Here is a 16,211-nt window from a genome sequence, read left to right as displayed (position 1 = left end):
AGGTCTGTCGCACTAACATTTGTAAACGATCACTGGATCACATTGTTTTAATTCTGAAATTGGCTGCGGAATGACGGGTAAACCACTATATTAAATTATAAATTGACTATAAAAGGAGATATTAAAAAGAGAGAGAAAAAGAAAAGATATTAATAGAAAGGACATTTCCTTTTTATTGAAGTTTTGCTCACTTCAGTATGGCCTCATTAGGATCAGATTAAATCAACGAATCACACTAGTAACTTACAGTCACGATAAATCAGAATGGTGCCCCTTTTGGATAGAGGCGATGTGCTGAATAATTGCCAAGTAATAACATTTGACTACTGTTGATGGTTATCGGTTAGTTTGCTCTTCTTTGCTAGCGAATAGATCTATCGACATCTGCGAAAACAATCCCCTAAAGCATAGATACTGCTTTGATTCACGACTCAACAGGGTTCAAAACTGACCTAAAACGAAAAAGCCCCAGCATTTCTGCCGGGGCTTTAGAATGTGGCGGGAGTGAGGAAATCGGACTTCCAACCTATCTTATTGAAATTAAATAAATTATAGCAAGTCGACTTTCACGAATATACACTCTGTCATACATGTTATTTTTGCTACAAAAATCACAAAAAATATTAAAAAATTTCATCATAAGGAACCCTACAGTTTTTTATCGCTTACTGTTCAACCTTAATGAATGTAACTTCAAATGGCTTGCATGCTCTGTGCTTCTGTAATCGATTCGTCAGGCTAAAAGCATCATTTACATCATACTGTTGGTAAATATCTAGGCCTCGATCTAGTGAAATTTTCCACCCAGTATCAGTGGTGATGTGCCTTGCATGTTGACTACCCGTTGTATCAAATGAATAAGCAAATTTAACGCCAACGGCAAATAGTGAAGCTTGAATCTTCTCAAAATATTCACGTTGTTGCTCGCCTTTGAACTCATCTTCAACAGTTATTAAGCTAACAACAATTTCGTCTTCTTCTTGTTTTTGCTTAACAACAGTTTCTAACAACTCCATCAAGTTCTTTGCTTGATAAAACAAACGAATATATGGGTCAGTGATGGTAATATGCTTAGCACCTTTCAGGTAAGGGCCTATCAAACCGTTATAACTAACACCTCGTTGATTCTCTGCAAACGTTAGGTGTTGCTCTTTAAGCTCTTTATCTCCAGCATCCTCTGAGCTTGGATTAGAACTTTCACTATTAGGCTGAACTGAAGAAACTTCTGGTTCGGGCATGCCAATGTCATCAACATCACCAACAGTTTTGTTGAAATAGTTAGGGTATTGCAACTCTTCTAAAGTTTGTACAGGAACTTCTTTACCAGCTTTGCCACTATAGGCAAAGTTAACATCAGCATAAGTACTATCGATCCTAAACAGCTGGTCTTTGACTCGCTGATCCGCACCAGCAGTTTTGGACACCGAGTTAAGTGAGTACAATCACTAACGAGGTGAAGCATGACAAGCAAGAAAAAACGTATTATCCATTCTCCTGAATTTAAAGCAGAAGCACTGAAGTTAGCAGATAAAGTGGGAGTCGCTGCGGCAGCGAGGCAACTCTCGTTACACGAATCTCAGATCTACGGTTGGCGTAAGGCCGCGAAGAAAGACACTAGTACCAGTCAGCGGGAAAAAGATCTAGCCGCTGAAGTCGCCAAGCTTAAAAGGCAATTGGCTGAGCAAGCTGAAGAGCTAGATATAGTAAAAAAGGCCGCCACCTACTTCGTATATGGAATCCACGGGTTTTACAAGATAAAAATATGCAATGGATAAGATGCGGTCGTATATTCGGTTTCTTATTGAAGGAGCTACCTTCTAACCTTTGATGTGTACGCACCTACTGTCCTTGTCGCGAAAGAAGCTTTTAAAAGCATTGCGAAGTAGTCAGGGTCTCAGTAGGCTGGTCTAACCATTGAACATCATTATTTGTAATCTGTTAATTCATATAGCTAAATAGATAATGGCTTTGGCTGATAAGCCGTTTCATAGTGGAGCATTGCCCAAGCTGTCCTGACCGTCTTGTTTGCCAAAGCGATACAGGCTCTTTTGAACCCAACCCTATCGACCAACTTGATAAGCCATGCCTGCTTCTGGTTTTTTGGCGATTCGGGCAATCGGTAAATATATGCCATGGCACCAAGGTATAGCATTGAACGGAGATCTTTGACACCGCCAAATTTATCTATGCCCAGCATTGTTACTTTACCGCCTGAACTGTATTGTTTCGGTGTTAGCCCAACAAACGCTGAAGCTTGCCGTCCATTGGTAAATTGCGTTCCGTTACCTAAAGTAGCGTAGAGCATGGAAGCTGTTGTTTCACCGACACCTTCCAGTGCCATGAGTCTTTTGCAAGGTTCTATCTGACGAGTTGTCGAGTTCATGGATTTCTGGAGCTTGCTCAGTTCATCTTTCAGGTTAAGGTATTGCTGCCATAGCATCGACAAGGTTGTGACCAAGCTTGCTGGCAAAACATCACTTTCATAGAGTGTTGAAGTGACCAATTCAGCCAGCCCTTTAGTACCTTTGGCTTTGACGATACCGTACTCGTTAATAATGCCTCGGATGTGCAGCCCCAATGACACTATGGTTTTTGATAGAAACTGACGATTTGCTTCAAGAGACATCAAGGTTTGTTGCTCCATTGATTTGGGCTTGCTGTATTTTATTCCTATCTGGAGCGCCGCATTAGCGATGGCAAGAGCATCATTGGCATCAGTTTTATGGCCATCAACATATGCCTTTACCTTTTTCGGATTGATTATCCGTACTTCGTGTCCGAAAGACTCAGCGTATCTGCCCCAGTAGTGGCAACTAGCGCAGCCTTCTAGAGCAACAAGAGATGGCTTGGATTTAGCGAGTAACTCCTTAAGTTTCTGCCTGCTTACTGCTTTGTTACTGAGCAGTTCTCCTTGGCGGCTAATATGGCAAACCTGTAACACGTTTTTTGCTAAATCTATACCGATGACGTTCGTTCTTAGCATGATGACACCTCGTTTTCATGTTCCTGCCTATGCTTAAGTTTTGCAGAGAATGAGTGGATTCCATACATCGCGAAAAATCTAAAGTAGATTGCTACGAATTTATGCTCGAACACCTGCTGTGCTTCAATGTTGTCCGTATGGCTAAGGTGTTCGGGGTATCTCGAAGTGGGTTTTATTACTGGATTAAGCACCGCCACAAGGCTATCCAGCGCGAGGCAAGTCGCCAAGAGCTTGATATCAAGGTCAAGGAGGCGTTTGACAGCAGCAAAGGCCGAGATGGTGCGAGGCGCATTCAAAAAGAACTGGCTGAGAACGGTAATAGTCATAATGTTAAAACCATTGCAGCCAGCATGAAGCGTCAGGATTTGACTCCGAAAGCCGCACGCAAGTTTAAGTGTACAACAGACAGCAAGCATAAAATGCCTGTTGCTCCGAACCTGCTGGCTCAGGACTTCAACGCAGCGGCTCCGAATCAAAAGTGGGCGGGTGACATCACCTACGTTGCCACAAGCGAAGGTTGGCTGTACTTGGCGGTAATTATTGATCTTTACTCAAGACAAGTAGTCGGCTGGTCTATGGATACCAGAATGACTGCTACGCTGGTCTGCGATGCGCTATCAATGGCCTTGTTCCGTCGCGGATTCCCTGAGCAAGTTATCGTTCACAGTGATCGAGGTAGCCAGTATTGCTCAAAAGACTATCGAGACTGTTCGGCACCATCAATGCTGGACACAAGAAAAGCGACTTCCCATACCTGAAGTTATCCATGATTTGCAAAGTCACTAAAACGTTTTTGTCCAAAAACGAGTTCATCTGACCGACCACTTATCGCTCAAAGCGGTCCAATCATAAATTTGGCTCGTTAAATTTAGCTGTTGTTACTGTTACTGGTCACAACAGCTAGTCAGAAACACACACAATTCCTTCATCTATCTGGTCAATCACCTTAACGGCGTTCTTTAGCATGTTAGCTCTGTGAAATTTTCTGGAGCTGACAATGAGAACCCCTTTGTTACCTTGGTTCATCCTATGGGTGACCATCCCAATCATTATTCTCTTTCTATTCATCTTGCCCGCCCGTGCTAGTGATGGGCAATTCTATCAGCGTGGTCAGGAAGGCTGGTTTTGGTATCAGGTCATTCCTGAGCCAGCGGAGGCTGAAGAGCTTATTAAGCCGGAATCTGGTGCGGCAGAGTCGATTCAGAGCGAGCTAAAGCCCTTCAGTGCTGCCTGGTTTCGTGAGCACATGCAATCGTTTATGGACAAGGCAATAGATGAGCCGACGAGTGAGAATGTCAGAGCCTATCTTTATCTTCAGCGCGTCATGATGGATAAGGGCTCACTATTTGCTAATGTTAGTCAGCAGGTGGTCATGGGCGATCCTGTTTTGGATGAAATCAGTCGCAGACCCTTGGCGACCTATGCTGCCAATCGGATGGATCGAGAAGCTGGCGCTCAACGCGATGTAGCTTTAGGTGAAGTAGCAAAACGGGCTGGCTTGTTCTTCTTCTATCGTTCGGATTGCCCTTATTGCCATGCTCAAGCGCCTATCATCGAATCCATGGCTTTGAACTACGGTTTCGAGGTGTTTGCTATTGCTGTCGATGGCTTGCCTTTACCGGGTGGAGAGTTTCCCAATTTCAAAGTCGATTCAGGACAAGCTCAATCATTGTCCGTTACGACTGTCCCTGCCGTGTTCTTAGTTGATCCACCTAATGTCATCACTCCCATTGGCCAAGGTGCAATGAGCCTTGATGAGCTCAATAATCGAATTATTCTCGCAGCCCATCAAGCCGGTTGGATTGACGATCAAACTTACTATGCCACCAGACCTGTTCAACCCGGCGTGTCACTTGCGATGTCAGCCCAAGAGCTTAACGAAAAGATATTACAGGACCCTGAGTTCCTTGTTCGCTATCTGCGTGCACAAGGAGGGTTATAACGATGAAAAAAGTATTCCAAGTATCGCTAATCGCCTGTGCGATTGGTTTTTCATCTATGAGCCAAGCAAGCTTGCAACAGGAGATGAATCAGTTGTTTGGTTCAATGACCAACACCACTGCGCCTGGTGTATTCGAGAGTCAACGGCGTGGTGTGATATCTGGCGGAAGCGTTGTTGTTCGTAACAGGATCATGAACGAGAACCTCGTCTCTATGGTGCCTCCGTCATTCCAAGCCGGTTGTGGCGGCATTGATATGTTCGCTGGAAGTTTGTCATTTGTTAATGCAGATCAGTTTGTTCAATTACTTCGTTCTGTTGCTGCAAACGCCAAGGGATACGCATTCCAATTGGCGCTCAGTGCTATGTGTGAGAAATGTTCCCAGCACATGGAGACTCTGCAAAAGAAAATCCAGCAGTTGAACGAGTATTTTGGCAATTCCTGTCAAATGGCTCAGGGAGTCGTGAACGATACCCTGGCTGCTTTTGGTAAAAAGGGGCAAACAGAAGCCAGCATGTTGAGCTCACTTAAAGGGGCTGGAGACGTTTTTACCAGTTGGAGTGAATCCAATGGTAAGAACCCATATGAGAACGCTTCAAGTGTCGCGGCATCTGATGTGAACAAAACGATTAAAGGTAATTTGGTTTGGCGAGCATTGAAACGTCACTCGGCATCAAGCTGGTTTGCATCTGGGGATGACCGTTTTCTTGAAGCGGTTATGTCCGTGACGGGCTCGATCATCGTTGGTGATTTAGCGAATGCGGCTGATGGTCAAGGTAAAGCCCCAAAACTGACCAGACTGAATGGCAATAAAGTGACTATTGAGCATCTAATTCATGGCGGTAACGTCGCTATGTACCGATGTGACACAGTGACACAAGACGGCTGTCTAAATCCGACAATCAATAACGTGACCCTAACCGGGTTATCAACTCAGGTCGAAAATTTACTTCTTGGTACAGGTTCTAGTAACGGCATTATTTTTAAGTTTGCTCGAAATACTGGGGCAGCTAGCACCACCGAAAAGGCTTTTATGGCCTCGGCTCCCGCGAGCATTGGCGGCATGATTCGAACACTTTCTGCATTAAATGAAGGTGCCGCTAGGTCGTTTGCTTCACGAGCAGCACCATTTATTGCTGTTGAGATGGCCCGAGCATTGGTTGAAGACATGCTCAACGCAGCTAGAAGCACCTCTGGTGTCGAAGATCATGCCTATGCGAAGTTGTTAACCGAAGACCTTGAACGTGCACGTCGCCAAATCAATGAGGAGTACGCCGCGTTACAGCGAAGATACGGCTCAGAGCAAGAATTACTGGCGCATTTTAATCAGGTGATTCAGACCATTCGCAAACAGCGTTATTACACCGTTAAATCTACGGCGCTGGGGGAATAGATAATGTGGGAAATCTATTCCATCGGGGATTCGGCTTTTTTAGAGCAGGTCCTGAATGCTGTCGCGATGATCACTGGTACAGGCGACTTTACTTCAATGGTTCGGATTGGCTTGCTAATTGGGGTATTGATGGTCTCTGTTCAGGCCTTAATGCAAGGTGGTCGTGGGATTAACTTTCAACACGTTTTAGTCTCATGGCTAGTCTTTGCAACCATGTTTGGGCCCAGTACCCGAGTGAGCATTGAGGATGCGTACACGGGACAAGTTCGAGTGGTTGATAATGTGCCCATCGGTGTTGCTGCCGCAGGCAGTACGATTTCGACTGTTGGCTTTCAAATCACGCGATTGTTTGAAACGGCGTTCTCAACTCCCGCCATGACGGAATACGGCTTTGCATCCAGTTTACAGTCACTGATTAAAGTGAGAAAACAGGTGATGGATCGCTCTGGTTTGGGTGATGCAAATCGTGTCGCCGGTTCGGACATCGAGCAATCGTGGTTTAACTACATCAAAGAGTGCACCTTGATTGGTATCGACATTGGCCAAAAGAACCTCGATCAGGTGCTGAGTGATCCTAACCCGATGACTGCGATTAGGTTTGATTCGCGCATTTATGGCACTCGAATCATGCTCAGTGGTAGCAGTAGCGATCTGGACTGCACCGACGCCTACAGCCAACTGAAACTCATGACAGAATCAACCTTCATTCCAAGGCTTAAACAGGTTCTGTCAGCCTCATTGGGGACTTCGTCAGCAACGGACACTGATGACGTGATCCGAAATGCACTGAATAACCTTGGTTTGGCTTCAGTTAACACCCAAGAATACATGACCGCGTCGGTGCTTTTACCTATTTATGAGCAAAGCGTGACGGGCAAGTATATGGATGATCAAGCTTTCACCGCAGCCGTCATGGTTAACCAAGCGATTGAGCAGCGCAATACGCAATGGGCGGCGGAGCAGACCCTGTTCCAAAGTATCGTTCGTCCGATGATGACGTTTTTTGAGGGGTTCATTTACGCCATCACCCCTTTGATGGCCTTTGTGATAGCTCTTGGCCAAATCGGGATGCGAATGGCCGGGAAGTACTTGTTAATCCTGCTTTGGATTCAACTTTGGATGCCTGTCATGGCCATCATTAACCTGTATATTCATTTAACCGTTGCAGGGAAAATGTCGGCTCTTGATGCCTTTGCAGGTACAGAAGTGCCATCTTTTGCTGGGATGATGCAGATGGATTCAGTGCTGCAAACCTGGATAGCTACTGGCGGCATGTTGGCGTCGAGTGTTCCGGCGATTTCGCTCATGCTTGTGTATGGCTCAGCAATAACCGCTACCCACTTGGCTGGACGTCTTCAAAACGGTGATGCCATTGATGAAAAGATGGCAAGTCCAGATGTCGCGAAAAATGCCCCGGTGATGCAATCACAGTCAATGTTCCAAAATTCAGCCCTTACGGGTTCTGCAATGACCGGTGCGTCAAACTTACTAAGCAGTTTCTCTGTCGGAAACGCAGTGGGTTCAATGGTCGGCTCTGCAAAAGAATCCATGACTCAGGCAACCCAAGCCTTTAGTCGTCAGGTTGGGAATACCATGAGTCGAACTTTTGGTGAAAAGCTAAGTTACGACAACCTGTCTTCGGTTGGACGTCAGATCGGCTCATCTAACTCCGCATCTAGCGCCGTTGTTAATCAGGTTACTGATGACCTTCAAACACGGTATGGTTTCGGAGACGATAAAAAAGACGCTGTACGTGGCTTGGTATCGGGCGTGCTATCGGGAGGCCTAAGGGTCGGTGGCGATGGAACTATTACTAATCCCGGTGAGAAAGAAGTTGCTGACAAGGGTTTTCTTGGAAGGCTTCTTGGTACTGGCGGCAATGATTCTCCACAGGGCAACTTGCCAGGAGTCGATAAGCCAGACTCATCTCGTGTACCAAAACTATCAAGGGTACGAGCAGGCTTGGATTTAGGTGGTAACTTTAGTGGCCAAGTTGAGTCATCAGAGGGCAGTTCTCGGTCAACGACCGCAAATACGCTCACTGGGGAGATGCAAAGCTTGGCATCGAGTGATTCACGACGTGCTGAGTATCGCGATGCAATGGTTAAGGACCTTTCAGATTCAAGACGTTCTGGCGTTGAGATGTCCTTGTCTAACCAAGACTATCAGTCTCTTCAGAGTTCAGCACAAGACGTTGTCACGGCATCAAACCGCTTTAGTGAGCTTGATCAGGCCAGCTACAGTCTATCAGGACAAAGAAATACTGATGGTGCGACGTTAACCCGATTAGCGGCGGATAATCCTGAAGTCATGGATTATTTAGGTCGCTATATGAACCAGCATGTTGAAGCCGGTAACCGATTACGTGAAAACCTTCCGATGTATCAGCGCTTGCTACCTGATGATAATCAGGCGTATGTGGCCGCAGCTATGGAATCTTTGACCTATAGCAACTCTTCAACGCCCGCTGAACGCGACAATGATTATCAAGCAGCTATGACTGTTATGGCCATGGCTACCGGAGCCGATTTACGATCAATTCAGCCACGCTCTAATGAAGGCTTGTCATCAACTGCACCTACTTTTGGTGGCACTCAAAGCCAAGTGGAATCGGGTGTATTGGGCGGCTACGAGGATGCTGCAACTGTTCAAACTCAGTTCAACGCAGCTCAATCAGCTTACCAAACCAATCTGTCTGGTATAGATGGACGGTTGAATGCGCATCAGCAGCAAGCCCAGCAGGCCGTAGTTTCTGACACAAGTACCTATCAATCTGGACTAAACAGTGAAGCTGGGTCTCAGTGGCGAGCACGCATTATGGCTGATGATAGCGGAGTTTCTGGTGCTGAAATGTTCTTCAACAGCGCCAGTGCTATTGGTGATTTCAGTGGCAAGCATACTGATGCAGCACTGCATACCTTGAATCACTTTGGCGAAGACTATGAGAGTTACAAAGAACAAGCGCTTGAAGATCCTGGCTCACGAGGTTTCTTGCACAATGCAACGGTGGCCAGCAAATCAACCTGGGATGGCTTAAAAGCCGCCGTTGATGCCGGAACCTCTTTGGAAAACCCATTGACGGCGTTTAATGATGCATACAGTGGATCGAGTTCGCAGTATGCCTCCGAAGTAAACTGGGGCACTAAGTCTGAAGCCATGTTGGCGGGGGCATTCGGTGCGGCAGTTAACAATCGATATGGTGAGTTCTTAGAGCAGTATGCTGATGATTTTAAACAGGAAGCATACAGCGAAGGGCAGAGAATGGGATTGACCCCGATTCAAAGTCAAGTGTTCGCTCAAGCTTTCAATGAAGGTTTGGCGGGGCGCGTATTCAACTCTGAAGACTCATCGAGTTGGTCGCCTGAAATGCTTGGCCTAAGGGAGCAAATGCTAAATGAGTATCGTCAAAAGGATGAGAGTGGCGCTTACATCCCTGACAGTGTGTCTGAAGAAGATAAAGCATTTGTGGATAAGCAAATAGCGGTGATCTCAAATGCATCGCTTGCGGGAGATTATGCTCAGAACAACTTGATTGATATTAGGGCCTATAACCAGGCATCAGGAAGGAACTGAAAATAGAAGGTAGCCAGCTTGTGGTTGGCTGGCTATTTTTTTGGCTTTTTGGGATACCTTGGATAAAAGCCATCAAAAAACGAATGGAGCTTATACCAATACCATTTTTCTTCAATGCTCAAAGTTCTACCCGGATCTTTAACTTGGCTACTCAAGAATCTAATTCCAGTACAAATAGCTAAGAAAAAGAGTCCCAAACCAACAATTGTCCAACTCGCTTGCCAATATGCGATTGCTACAAGCATAGTGATTATGGCTATAAGTCCGATGGGATTACAGGTCGCTTTGAATCCCAAGTAGCTGAAAAAAACGACGGTGCAGAACAGAAATGGCAAAGCCGCTAACTTGGCAGATGCCGTTAATATTTCTGAGGGAAAAAAATGAGCCGCAGCCAAAGTCGCCAGAAAAAGCCCCAGTGAAATAACCCAGCAGCGTGCTGGTAAAGATTTAAGTAAGTTTGTCATCTTCTTAGTACTCTCAAAGTGCACGGACGGTGCACAATCAAATCATGAATCAGCATGTTAGTTCTCACAAAGTGCTCTAGTGGTTTGCTCGGCCATAATCTCGCACACAGGACATTTAAGCTGAATGCGCTGTTGTGATACCGTCAAATACAGACTGCCGCATCGACACCGGTGTAAGGATGCCAGCTGTGATCTTAAATCACGAGCTAGAACCCAACCTTCATTGATGGTCAGTTTTTTCCAGGGGATCTCAGCTGGAAGATCTGCTTCTTCTCTTGCAACCAAGTACGCATCGTAAGCCTTCATCAAAGCATCGATATTTAATTGCTTGTAGACATTATCACCACCAATATTGACATAAAGCGCCATCAGGAGGGAGCCTTCAACTAGGGCTCTTCTGCTTTTAACGATGGCATCAGATTCTGGCAATTGACCAGGACAAGGTGACTTACCAGTCACTTCTTTGTGCAGCCTTCTGATAATGTGGATTGGCAAACCTGTATCGAGCGCGATAATGGTCGTTCGAAATCCGTACTTAATAAGCAGCGAGGCTCGGGTAAACAGCTCACTTTTGGACAGGTTATCAATCATGCATCCCCCTTGTTGTTTAGGGTTGATAATAAATAAGCGATTCTTGGGATACCTGTGCCTTTGCTCTTCACCATCTCAATCAGTTGGCTTTGGTTACCCCTTGGTTGAAACAGCATGAATGATGAGGTCGCCACTCGTTGCAGGTCGTCAACACCGGCATTAATCAGTGCATCCACCACGTCGCGTGTAAGTCCAAAGCGCAAGACCGCCTCTTGCGGATCAATTCGCGCTAATTCTCGTGCTGCGTGTAGGTACGCCAAATTTAATTGATAGAAGTCTTGTTGATTGGTTGTCATTGACGGACCTCCAGTTCATGTAAAATATTGCGATAGATAGAAAGCACTCTTTGCCCATACCAGCGTGCACGCTCTTCGTTCCAACTGTGATAGCGGCCTATGCCAAGCTCTAAATCGTTTGGTGAAGACTTGATTGCTTCGGCCAAAATACTGGAGCCGACAGTAAGGTTGGTGATGGGGTCTAGCAGTTCTGCTGCTGAGCTCACTCGATGTCCATGCCAATGCAAATTGATTTGCATAAGGCCAATATCGAGCTGGTATTTTTCACTCTCTTGAAGTGCTTGGTTTAACAGTTGCTCCGCTTCTGTCTTAGATTTGGCGTAGGTTGCGTTTGAACCATTGCGAATTGCGTATGGCCATGGACTGGTCATGTTAAGACCTCGATGTGAGGCCGACTCAGCCAAGGCAACGGCGTAGAGCATGACTGGATCAATACCAACACTTTGTGCTGCTTTTTCCCACTGATAGCCCGGAAACGCATAGACTGAAGTGCTTGCGGACATGGCTATCACTAGGGCAATGGTTTTTGCTTTAATCGTTTTCATTTTTGTCCTCTAATTGATTTCCGAGAAGCGCCTGAATGGCTTTCGGGCTTATTCTTTTTAAAGGCACTGCGCTAAAGTCAGCGATGCCTCTCGTGTAAACTTGTGCCGCTTTTGACCAGTCACCCACGGCAACAGGCGCTTGCATATCAAATCCTTTTTGCTGGTTCTGATGGTCTGCAATACCCTGTAATAGCCTTGGGTATTCACCCACTTCGTCCCGCAGCAAGTAAGCCTGGTAGCGTGTTAAAAACTCTTTTTGCTTAAAGGGGGATTCCCTGTCATCAACTTTGCAGAGTTCAACCCATCCCCCCATGTCTGAAATCACGCGGTGGATAAGTGCATCGTCAAACATCACGGATGTCCAAGCGCCAACCTGACGAACAGCCTTGTCAACTTTGTTCCAAGCAACCATGGCTCTTGAACCCGAGTTGCCATCGATATGCTTGATGACGTCAGCGGGCTTTGGAAAAAATTGCCCAGTATCCGGTGATTGAATATGCCGAGTCAGACCGATTCGCACTTCTTCAATGCTATAAGCACGAAGGGCTTCAAATGCGATGGATAGCAATTGTGGTGATACGCTTTTGCCATACATGGCCCAAGCTGCTCCCCAAACTTCAGCAAACTCGCGTTTATCAACCTCCTGCACTTGAACGAACCTCCCGAATACCTGGTCCGGCCCAGCTTTCAGCGATGCGACGATTGCTTTCTTCAATATTCAATTGGTGATTGCTGCCCTTTAGGCTCGTCGATGATTGCTGTACTTCATCAATGCGAACGTACTCGTCTTCCCATTGCCGGTTTAAAAGCCAGTTATGTGGCATAGGGGTCTTCGTCCGATCTTGATACTGCAATCGGTTGTCACGTTGCTCTTTCCAGCGTGTTAGCACTTCCAAGGCGAGTTCATGGTCTTCATTGAGGCCCATGCGTAGCCATTCTTCTTTGGCTTTCGCTTTTTTTTCTTTGCGTATTTGTACATCCCAGAAGTCTTCAAACTGTATGTGGTCAACAGTTTTAACTGTTGGTTTATTGCTTCTCTCAGAGTCATCCGACCGTTGAGAGTCCCTTACCGGGTTGCCATCAGGCATAAACAATGATGAAAATTCTTCTGGAAGCCGAGCTTGGAAAGCGGCAAGTGACTTCAAAAGCGATGCCATACCAACGAAGTCGGCAGGTACATCTTTAAGTAACCGAAAGGCTGCCTTACCTTGGTTTGGGTTTTCGATTGGATTGTGCTTCAGAAAGCTCCGAATCAAAGTCCAACCGGATTCCTCGCAACGAATCAGGAACTTATCTTGTTCTAACTCACTTAAAGCCTTAGCAACTTGTTGCTCATCCCAGTTCAAGTCAGAAGCAACGTAACCAATCGGCAATCGAAAGCAGCCAAGCAAATTACAGTGTGGGCATGTAAGCAAATACAGTCCTAGCAACTTCGCTGAGTCACTCCAGGACAAAACGTTTTGCTTTAGCCAAAAGCGGGTATAGACCTTGCCATAATCACGCATGGAGGTACTCGCTTCTGTGTTTACGTAAAATGCTGACCATTACTTGCCCTTAATCCTACTGGTTACTGGCTTTCAGCTCGCTTGGGCATTCGGGATAGATGTCCGGCCTTAACTGAGATCGGGTTACCTGTCCTTGCGTAGCTTGTTCGATGGGTAAAACGAATTCAGCGGGAACACGCCCTGATTTATTCAACCAAAACCAGACGTTTTGCTGCTTTGAGTTGATGGCTCGTGCTAATGCTGATTGCCCGCCGACCAAGTCAATGGCACGGCGGAGATGTTTTTGTGTCGTGTTGAACACTTCCATACCGTCTCCTGTTACAATAAAAACTGTTACAAGAATGAATGTTACAGTTTAAACTGTAGATAAGTCAACAGTTAAAATTGTTGAAAGGCTACAGTTTTATTTGTAGAATACGGGCTTATGAAAACTTTATCCGAACGACTAAACCATGCCTTGCAGCTTACTGGGGTGACTCAGTCTGAGTTGGCTCGTCGCATTGGTATCAAACAGCAGTCGATCAGCCAGATTTGCTCTGGTAAATCGGCTAGGTCTCGTTACACCATGCAGATCGCGGAGGCGCTTCGCGTGAATGCTCATTGGCTCGCCACAGGTGATGGCGAGATTGGCTTGGGGGTCGGTAATGTAGAAGTCGGGCCTGATATTAAGGGAAGAATTCCTCTCATTAACTGGGTTCAGGCTGGGGATTGGACTGAAATGGCGGAGGGATTTGCCTTTGAAGATGCAGAGGAGTGGCGTGAAGTCACAGGGAAAGCACATGAAGGTTGTTTCGCGCTTCGTGTAAAAGGCGACAGTATGGAAAATCCAAGCGGCAAAAAATCAATACCAGAAGGTGCTGTTATAGTTGTTGATCCTGATGCTCCTTACTCATCTGGTTCATTGGTTGTAGCGCGGCTTGATGATTCAAGAGAAGCAACCTTTAAGCAGTTGGTCATTGATGGTGAACAGAAGTACCTAAAACCTTTGAACCCGCAATACCCTGCAATACCGATCAACGGCAACTGCACCATCATTGGTGTAGTACGACAAGCTATCATCGATTTTTGGTAGCGAAGGAATTTGTGGTTTAGCCACAGTTGTTCATGAGCTGAAGAAGCAACGATTGCAAACAGCTACAACTGAGCATTGGCGCACGCTGAGAGTAAATGGTAACCGATCAGATAACCATTGATTGTTTATAAAGTCAAGATCAGCGAAAATAGCGGCCAATTACGATTAACATGACGGATTTGACAAGCGAAGAACTGAAAAGAGAGTACTTCCAAAAGTGTGTACAAATCCGTGTACAAACTAAAAGAATTTATACATGGCAAACCAAGATTTTCTTAATAAAATCAATAAGCGAAGGACCTTTGCTATCATCTCGCACCCGGATGCGGGTAAAACCACCATTACTGAAAAAGTCCTTTTATTCGGAAACGCGATCCAAAAAGCAGGTACGGTTAAAGGTCGTGGTAACGCACAGCACGCAAAATCAGACTGGATGGAAATGGAAAAAGAACGTGGTATCTCGGTAACCACTTCTGTAATGCAGTTCCCTTACAATGACTGTCTGGTAAACCTACTTGATACGCCTGGACACGAAGACTTCTCGGAAGATACATACCGTACGTTAACGGCAGTAGACTCGTGTTTGATGGTTATCGATGCGGCGAAAGGTGTCGAGGATCGTACACGTAAGCTGATGGAAGTAACGCGTCTGCGTGACACGCCAATCGTAACCTTCATGAACAAACTTGACCGTGACGTTCGTGATCCAATGGAAGTATTGGACGAGGTAGAAAACGAGTTGGGCATGATGTGTGCGCCAATTACATGGCCAATCGGCTGTGGTAAAGAATTTAAAGGTGTGTACCACATTCACCGTGATGAAACGATTTTATACGAATCAGGTCACGGTCATGAGATTCAAGAAGTTCGAATCATCAAAGGTCTCGATAACCCAGAGCTTGATGAAAAAGTTGGTGCAGGCCTTGCGGAAAGTGTTCGAGAAGAGCTTGAGCTTGTTATGGGTGCTTGCCCTGAGTTTGATTTGGAAATGTTCCTAACAGGTGATCTTACGCCAGTTTACTTCGGTACTGCATTAGGTAACTTTGGTGTGGATCATATGCTAGACGGTCTAACTGAATGGGCTCCAGCGCCGAAAACTCGTCAAGCGGTTGAACGTGAAGTTGAAGCGACTGAAGAGAAGTTCTCTGGTTTCGTATTTAAGATCCAAGCGAACATGGACCCAAAACACCGCGACCGTATCGCATTCATGCGTATTGTATCTGGCACTTACACGCAAGGTATGAAGATGAACCACGTTCGTCTTGGCAAGCAAGTGAGTATCTCTGATGCAGTAACCTTTATGGCTGGTGACCGTGCACGTGCAGAACACGCTTACGCCGGAGACATCATTGGTCTACACAACCACGGCACTATTCAGATTGGTGATACCTTTACGCAAGGTGAATCACTGAAGTTCTCTGGTATTCCGAACTTCGCTCCGGAACTATTCCGTCGTATTCGCCTGAAAGATCCACTAAAGCAGAAGCAGCTTCTCAAAGGTTTGGTTCAGCTATCAGAAGAAGGTGCGGTACAGGTATTCCGTCCTCTACAGAACAACGATCTGATCGTTGGTGCCGTTGGTGTACTTCAGTTTGATGTTGTTGTGGCTCGTTTGAAGTCTGAGTATAACGTTGAAGCGATTTATGAAGGCATTAACGTTGCAACTGCGCGTTGGGTTGAGTGTGGTGATGCGAAGAAACTGGATGAGTTCCAACGCAAGAATCAAGCGAACTTAGCATTGGATGGGGGTGATAACCTAACGTATATCGCTCCAACAATGGTTAACTTAAACTTAGCGAAAGAGCGTTTCCCTGACGTTGATTTCCGTGCGACGCGCGAGCACTAATTT

General features: G+C 45.9%; 14 protein-coding genes and 2 pseudogenes. 7 read left to right on the top strand and 9 right to left on the bottom strand.

Going from position 1 to position 16,211, the window contains the following annotated elements:
• Positions 1-665: 665 nt before the first annotated feature.
• A complete protein-coding gene (locus tag R7Z77_RS13780; RefSeq protein ID WP_311764767.1) occupies positions 666-1,424 on the bottom strand; it encodes an MIT C-terminal domain-containing protein in 759 nt (252 codons plus the stop codon).
• A gap of 36 nt (positions 1,425-1,460) precedes the next feature.
• On the opposite strand from R7Z77_RS13780, the pseudogene R7Z77_RS13775 reads away from it, so the two are divergent.
• Positions 1,461-1,729, top strand: a pseudogene (locus R7Z77_RS13775) (transposase); the annotation flags it as partial.
• A gap of 222 nt (positions 1,730-1,951) precedes the next feature.
• Here R7Z77_RS13775 and R7Z77_RS13770 read toward each other — a convergent pair.
• Entirely contained in the window at positions 1,952-2,983 is a 1,032-nt protein-coding gene (locus R7Z77_RS13770; protein ID WP_140325295.1) for an IS110 family transposase, read from the bottom strand.
• Between the two features lie 68 nt (positions 2,984-3,051).
• Between R7Z77_RS13770 and R7Z77_RS13765 the strand changes: the two are divergent.
• The 4 genes and pseudogenes from R7Z77_RS13765 to R7Z77_RS13750 form a co-directional block, all read left to right on the top strand.
• Positions 3,052-3,690, top strand: a pseudogene (locus tag R7Z77_RS13765) (IS3-like element ISVpa2 family transposase); the annotation flags it as partial.
• A gap of 290 nt (positions 3,691-3,980) precedes the next feature.
• Positions 3,981-4,925, top strand: coding sequence for a thioredoxin family protein (locus tag R7Z77_RS13760; protein ID WP_064376461.1), 945 nt, complete (start codon positions 3,981-3,983; stop codon positions 4,923-4,925).
• A gap of 2 nt (positions 4,926-4,927) precedes the next feature.
• Entirely contained in the window at positions 4,928-6,316 is a 1,389-nt protein-coding gene (locus R7Z77_RS13755; RefSeq protein ID WP_213967750.1) for a conjugal transfer protein TraH, read from the top strand.
• Positions 6,317-6,319: 3 nt separating this feature from the next.
• Positions 6,320-9,889 carry a conjugal transfer protein TraG N-terminal domain-containing protein gene (locus R7Z77_RS13750; RefSeq protein ID WP_213967751.1) on the top strand — a complete coding sequence of 1,190 codons (3,570 nt, stop codon included), beginning with the start codon at positions 6,320-6,322 and terminating at the stop codon, positions 9,887-9,889.
• A gap of 32 nt (positions 9,890-9,921) precedes the next feature.
• Here the strand turns inward: R7Z77_RS13750 and eexS are convergent, their stop codons facing one another.
• The 7 genes from eexS to R7Z77_RS13715 are packed head-to-tail and all read right to left on the bottom strand — an operon-like array spanning position 9,922 to position 13,597.
• On the bottom strand, positions 9,922-10,353 hold the full coding sequence (gene eexS, locus R7Z77_RS13745; protein WP_213967752.1) for an entry exclusion protein EexS: 432 nt from the start codon (positions 10,351-10,353) through the stop codon (positions 9,922-9,924).
• A 57-nt stretch (positions 10,354-10,410) separates the two neighbouring features.
• Positions 10,411-10,944, bottom strand: a complete 534-nt coding sequence (locus R7Z77_RS13740) for a FlhC family transcriptional regulator (protein ID WP_025441473.1) — start codon at positions 10,942-10,944, stop codon at positions 10,411-10,413.
• Positions 10,941-11,240, bottom strand: coding sequence for a flagellar transcriptional regulator FlhD (locus R7Z77_RS13735; RefSeq protein WP_000210563.1), 300 nt, complete (start codon positions 11,238-11,240; stop codon positions 10,941-10,943). The genes R7Z77_RS13740 and R7Z77_RS13735 overlap by 4 nt, the downstream gene beginning before the upstream one ends.
• A complete protein-coding gene (locus R7Z77_RS13730) occupies positions 11,237-11,785 on the bottom strand; it encodes a lytic transglycosylase domain-containing protein (protein WP_025610846.1) in 549 nt (182 codons plus the stop codon). Before R7Z77_RS13730 ends, R7Z77_RS13735 begins: the two co-directional genes overlap by 4 nt.
• Positions 11,772-12,434: a DUF6475 domain-containing protein gene (locus R7Z77_RS13725; protein WP_311764769.1), complete on the bottom strand. Its 663-nt coding sequence runs from the start codon at positions 12,432-12,434 to the stop codon at positions 11,772-11,774. Before R7Z77_RS13725 ends, R7Z77_RS13730 begins: the two co-directional genes overlap by 14 nt.
• Entirely contained in the window at positions 12,421-13,290 is an 870-nt protein-coding gene (locus R7Z77_RS13720) for a hypothetical protein (RefSeq protein WP_072155927.1), read from the bottom strand. Before R7Z77_RS13720 ends, R7Z77_RS13725 begins: the two co-directional genes overlap by 14 nt.
• A 55-nt stretch (positions 13,291-13,345) precedes the next feature.
• Positions 13,346-13,597 (bottom strand): helix-turn-helix domain-containing protein, encoded by a 252-nt coding sequence (locus tag R7Z77_RS13715; RefSeq protein ID WP_000451746.1) that lies wholly within the window; start codon positions 13,595-13,597, stop codon positions 13,346-13,348.
• 117 nt (positions 13,598-13,714) lie between these two features.
• Between R7Z77_RS13715 and R7Z77_RS13710 the strand changes: the two genes are divergently transcribed.
• A complete protein-coding gene (locus R7Z77_RS13710) occupies positions 13,715-14,362 on the top strand; it encodes a LexA family protein (protein WP_213967753.1) in 648 nt (215 codons plus the stop codon).
• Positions 14,363-14,618: 256 nt separating this feature from the next.
• Positions 14,619-16,208, top strand: coding sequence for a peptide chain release factor 3 (prfC, locus tag R7Z77_RS13705; RefSeq protein WP_318136711.1), 1,590 nt, complete (start codon positions 14,619-14,621; stop codon positions 16,206-16,208).
• The last annotated feature ends 3 nt before the right edge of the window (positions 16,209-16,211 follow it).

This window comes from Vibrio sp. 1401 (genome assembly GCF_033340295.1).
The sequence above is the reverse complement of the archived record's forward strand: the minus strand, read 5'-3'. Positions and strand labels throughout refer to the sequence as shown.